Annotated in this window: 7 protein-coding genes; all 7 read right to left on the bottom strand. The window is 70.4% G+C overall.

Annotated elements, in window-relative coordinates:
• Positions 1–123: 123 nt before the first annotated feature.
• On the bottom strand, positions 124–306 hold the full coding sequence (locus tag LLG88_15270) for a hypothetical protein (protein ID MCE5248267.1): 183 nt from the start codon (positions 304–306) through the stop codon (positions 124–126).
• A 355-nt stretch (positions 307–661) separates the two neighbouring features.
• Positions 662–1,123, bottom strand: a complete 462-nt coding sequence (locus LLG88_15275) for a hypothetical protein (GenBank protein ID MCE5248268.1) — start codon at positions 1,121–1,123, stop codon at positions 662–664.
• A gap of 122 nt (positions 1,124–1,245) precedes the next feature.
• Entirely contained in the window at positions 1,246–1,677 is a 432-nt protein-coding gene (locus LLG88_15280) for a hypothetical protein (GenBank protein ID MCE5248269.1), read from the bottom strand.
• Positions 1,674–2,432, bottom strand: a complete 759-nt coding sequence (locus tag LLG88_15285; protein MCE5248270.1) for a prolipoprotein diacylglyceryl transferase — start codon at positions 2,430–2,432, stop codon at positions 1,674–1,676. Before LLG88_15285 ends, LLG88_15280 begins: the two co-directional genes overlap by 4 nt.
• A 31-nt stretch (positions 2,433–2,463) precedes the next feature.
• Positions 2,464–2,907: a DUF4395 family protein gene (locus LLG88_15290; protein MCE5248271.1), complete on the bottom strand. Its 444-nt coding sequence runs from the start codon at positions 2,905–2,907 to the stop codon at positions 2,464–2,466.
• On the bottom strand, positions 2,894–3,523 hold the full coding sequence (locus tag LLG88_15295; protein ID MCE5248272.1) for an isoprenylcysteine carboxylmethyltransferase family protein: 630 nt from the start codon (positions 3,521–3,523) through the stop codon (positions 2,894–2,896). The genes LLG88_15290 and LLG88_15295 overlap by 14 nt, the downstream gene beginning before the upstream one ends.
• A complete protein-coding gene (locus LLG88_15300) occupies positions 3,520–4,896 on the bottom strand; it encodes a radical SAM protein (GenBank protein ID MCE5248273.1) in 1,377 nt (458 codons plus the stop codon). Before LLG88_15300 ends, LLG88_15295 begins: the two co-directional genes overlap by 4 nt.
• Between the last annotated feature and the right edge of the window lie 256 nt (positions 4,897–5,152).

Genomic DNA, 5,152 nt, shown 5'->3' on the forward strand with positions numbered 1-5,152 from the left:
GTCCATCCGCGGGCGCCCGGCCGCCTGATCCTATTCCGGAATGCCTGCGCGCCGCGGCCGTCGCCGCCGAGGATTCATCTCCGGCTCGCGTCGCATCCTTTGCGCGCGTTCACCCAGACGTCGTCACCACCCGCAACTGCTGCGTACGAGGAGATACAAGGTCACGAAGCCGGCGATCCCGCCGAGGACAACGGCGAACCGCCTCATCGCCAACAGCGCCGAAAGGGCCACAAAGGCGATCACTCCCGCGGCGACGAACATGAAAAAACCCTTGGCGTAGAGCGAGGCGACCAAGGCGGCGATCACAAAGCCCGGGAATCCGACGAATCCGGCCGCGAACATCCCGAGACGCGGGAGGGCCCGCCGCGTTTCGGGCGGCGTGGGCTCCTGCTCCCCGTCGTGAGCCAGCAGGCGGAATGGCGTCGGCTCCGTCTGCGCGTCCTGCGAGTCCGCGACGGCGGCCGGTCGTTCGCCCGACGTCGCCGGCGGTTCTTCGTCGCCGCATACGGGATTCGACTTCGTCGATTCGCGATCAGCGTTCACGCTTCCCCCCTTGCGGGCCTCCGGAACGGGCGGGCAGTCGATAAACCCGAAGCCGAGGAGGTCGCGTTGGATTCAGCTGCGGCCGCTCGCCCTCTTGCTGCGCGTACCCGATCGGAGGTCAAAAATTCATGGCACGGCCGATCATGTAGAGCAGGATAAGGGCCAACACCGCGGTGCCGGCAATTCCGCCGAAAGCGAGAGCGAACTTCCCCTTCGCCAGCAGCACAATGAAAGTGAGCGCAAGCGCCGCCACGATGCACTCGAGCGCCACGGGGCCCGCGCCAGGCAACATCGACACCGCGAAGAGGATAACGAAGGTGACAAGCGGGAATCCGAAGAAGCCGATCAGCGCCATCTCGATGCTCAGTCGGAGCGAGTCCGTGCTGACGCCGAGCATGGCCTTTTCCCACTCGGCGTCTTCCCCCTCATCTTCGTCGTCGGCCATCAGGCGGAACGGCCTCGGCTCCGCCTTCGCGTCGTGCGAGTCCGGGACGGCGGCCCGTTGTTCGTGCAACGTCGCCGGCGGCGCTCCGTCGCCGCATTCGGGATTCAACTTCGGCGATTCGCGATCAGTGCTCACGTTCCCCCCTTTGTTGGCCGCCGGCGCGGGCGGGCGGCCCTTGAGCGCGAAGTCGATGAGGCCGCCCAGGAGTCACCTCGGGCCACGCGTCTCATCCCCCGCGCGCGTTCACCCATACGTCGTCACCACCCGCAACTGCTGCGTACGAGGAGATACAAGGTCACGATGCCGGCGATCCCGCCGACGGCGAGAGAGCGCCTCCGCGTCGCCAGCAGAGCGATGAACGTCAGCATAAGTGCCGCCAGAGAGAGGAACGACACGGCATTCGGGTAAGGCGACATAAACGACACGAAAAAGAGAACGACCACGAGAATCGGGAATCCAACGAAGCCGACCAGCGCCATCTCAATGCTCAAGCGGCGCTTGCCCTTGCTGACGCCGAGCATTGCGGCTTCCCATTCCGCGTCGTCGTTGCCCTCCGGAGGAACTGCCGTCGGCTCCGCCTTCACGTCGTGCGAGTCCGCGACGTCGGCCGGTCGTTCGCCCGAGGTCGCCGGCGGTTCTCCGTCGCCGCCTTCCGGATTCAACGTCGTCGGTTCGCGATCAGCGTTCACGCTTCCCCCCTGCGGGCCGCCGGCGCGAGCAGGCGGTCCTTGAGCGCGAAGTAAAGGAGGCCGCCGAGGGCGGCGTACTGGTAGACCGTGAGGCCGAAGAGGACGCGCGCGCCGGCGCGGACGAACTCCTCGAAGAAGCGGAAGGCGAGGTAGGACGAGGCGAAGATCGTGAACAGCCGCCCGGGGCCGACGACCCTCTTCCGCAGCGCGAGCAGGACGAAGAACATCGCGAGGGCGAAGATCGACTCGTAGATCTGCGTCGGATGGCGCGGCACGCCGTCGCCGAAGTCGATCCCCCACGGCAGCGACGTCGGCTCGCCGTGGCAGCAGCCGCGCAGCAGGCAGCCGATCCGCCCGACGGCGAGGCCGAGCGCGACGGCGGGGGCGAGGATGTTGCCGCGCCGTTCGCGGATCTTCAGCGCGCGCTTGGCGACGACGATCCCCACGCTGCCGCCGACGAGCCCGCCGATCACCGTGCGGCCGGCGAGCAGCGCGCCCCATCCGGCGCCGACGGCCGACGGCGCGTTGAACGCCGCCTCCAGCAGCTTGGCGCCGAGCGCGCCGCCGAACAGCGCGGCGAACGCGATGTAGACCGTCCCCTCGCCGACGTTCCGCTCGTCGCGCGAGAGCCAGAGGAAGACAAGCAGGCCGACGACGATCCCCGCGCCGACGAAGACGCCGTACGACGGCACGGCGATGCCGCCGAGGTGGAAGAGGACCGGCGCGAGGCCCCAATTCGCGGGCAGCTCGTTCACCGGCGTCCCGCCGCGCGTCGGGCGGCCGCGCTCACGCGCGCCTCTTCAGGAAGGCGCAGCACGACTCGTCGGTCAGACAGCGGTAGAGACGCAGCGCGGTGCAGAAGCCGCAGGCGCCGACCGTCTTCAGCACGGCGACGACGAACAGCGCGGCGAGGCCGGCCCGCGGCGCGGCGTACAGCAGAACGGCGGTTCCCCCGACGAGCAACGTCCCCAACGTGTGCGCGAAGCGCATCCCTCGCTCGTCGAGGACCTCCGTGCCGCCGGGCCAGCGGCGCCCGAACGTCGCCGCGTAGAGCGCGACGAGCGGCGCGCGGCGGACGCCGAGGATCGCCGAGGCGGCGAGGATCAGCGCGCAGAGCGCGACGAGCCACGGCGCGGGCAGCAGCAGCGCCGCCCAGAGCAGGACGGCGAGCGTCGTCCGGCAGAAGATGAAGGCGCCGCGCTGGACCGCGGCCGGCCTACAGGTCGCCATCTTTCGCCCTCCAAAGGCGCGGGAAGAACCGCGCGACGCGCCGCCGGTAGGCGTCGTATTCCGGGAAGCGCGCCGCGAGGAGCTTCTCCTCCTGCGCCGCGCGCCAGTTCATCGCCGGGAGGAAGATCAGCAGGTCGGCGAGCAGCGCAGCGTAGTTGCGGAAGACCAGCGCGGCGCCGGCGAACATCCAGACGAGCGAGGCGTAGAGCGGGTGGCGCACGACGCCGAAGACGCCCCGCGTGACCAGCGTCTGCCGCTCGTAGATCGTGACGTGGTCGGCCCAGTTGGCGCCGAGCCGCACCCGGCCGAGCAGGTTGACGACGCAGCCGAGCACGACCGGAACCAACCCGACGAGGGCGAGGACGACGGCGACGGGGCGCGACGTCTCGACGACGCCGACGCGGAACCGCAGCAGCAGGTAGTAGCCGACGAAGAAGAGGACCATCGTCGCCGTGGCGACGGGGCCCCGCCGACGCTCCGCGACCCGCCCCGCCTCCTTCGCGGCGAGGAAGTTGAGCGCGATCGCGGCGAAGACGGCGGTCGCGCTGAGCGCGACGACCGCCGACACGACGAGCGCGAACCAGGTGTACGGGTCGGAGGGGAGGCGCGGCGTCATGCGGTCTCCGGACGGTGGACGAGGTTGAAGGCGGAGAACGGCATGCGCCGGCCGTCGCGCGTCAGGACGTGCACGCACTCCTTCCGCATCGCCCGCGCCTCGAAGTTGAAGCGGTCCACGAACGAGGTGACGGTGACGCGGAAGATGTTCTCGGAGACGAAGCGGGCCTGCTCGCGGCGCGGCTTCAGCGCCAGGGTCAGCGGGGCCAGCGGCGCGACGTCCTTGATGAACGACAGGCAGTTGCAGACGCCGCCGCCGGACGCCATGCCTGCGATCGCCTGCCGCAGCACGTCGCTGGTGTCGAAGGCGAGCGTGTTGGCGACGAAGGGGAGCTTGTCGGCGAAGTTCTTGCCGCGGAAGAACGGCGTCACGTCGCCGCTCTCGCGGCGGAAGAAGGAGACGGCCACCCGCTCGACGTCGCAGGGCAGGGGCACGAAGTCGTCCCGGCGGATCATCCCCGTCGTCTGCCGCTCCAGCCGGCGCAGGACCCCCGTGAGCGTGACCCGGTCGGGGCCGGGCGTTCCGTCGCCGCGGCCGAAGTAGGCGCGCGGCTGGAAGTTGACGCCGCGCACGCCGGGCCGCGACGCCGCGTAGGCGAAGATCGCGCCGACCTCGTGGTCGTTGATCCCTGCGGCGATCGTCGCGACGAGGGTGACGGGGACGTTGCGGGCGCCGAGCCGATCGACGACCCGCTTCTTGACCGCGGCGAGGCCCCGCCCGCGCAGCGGCGCGGTCGCGGCGTCGTCGAGCCCGTCGAACTGCAGGTAGACCTCGAACCCCGGACCGAGCGCGGCGAGCTCGTCGAGGAACGCGTCGTCCTCGGCGAGGCGCAGGCCGTTGGTGTTGAGCATCACGCAGCGGAAGCGGCGGGCCATCGCGCGGCGCAGGATCTCGCCGATCTCGGGATGAGTCGTCGGCTCGCCGCCGCTGATCTGGAGGATGTCGGCGCGCCCGCCTTCGGCTTCCTGGTAGTGGTCCATCATCCGCTCGATCTCGTCGAGCGGGAGCGGCTCGCCGCGGTCGCCGGCGCCGGCGTAGCAGACCGGGCAGCCGAGGTCGCAGCGCGGCGTGACCTCGACGAGGCCGATGCAGGTGTGCTGCTCGTGGCCCGGGCAGAGGCCGCAGTCGAACGGGCAGCCGCGCGCCGCCGCGGTCTCCACGGCGCTCTTCGTCCCCGGTTTGTCGAACTCCAGCCGACGGACGTACCAGTCGGCGTCTTCCTCGAGCAGCTCTTCGCACTCGCCGTGCGTGGGGCAGCGCTTGAGGAGCAGAGCCCGACCGGCCCGCAGCACGACCTTCGCCGGAACGGGCGCGAGGCAGGTGCTGCAGAGACTTGTCGTGTCGGCGTGGACGACGTCCCCCGTGTCGCTCATGCCGCGCATCATAACGCGGAAACCCCGTGCGAGGCGCGTCGGTAGGGGCGGCCGGCGCGCCGATCACCACGTCGAGACAACGGCGCCTCCACCGCGCCTGCCGCCCGACGTGAACACCGCGACACGTTGCCCTAAAACCGTAGGGGCGGCTGGCGCGCCGATCACCACGTAGAGACAACGGCGCCTCCACCGCGCCTGCCGCCCGACGTGAACACCGCAACACGTTGCCCAAAAACCGTAGGGGCGGCTTGCGCGC

This window comes from bacterium (genome assembly GCA_021372775.1).
Classification (GTDB): Bacteria; Acidobacteriota; Polarisedimenticolia; order J045; family J045; genus JAJFTU01.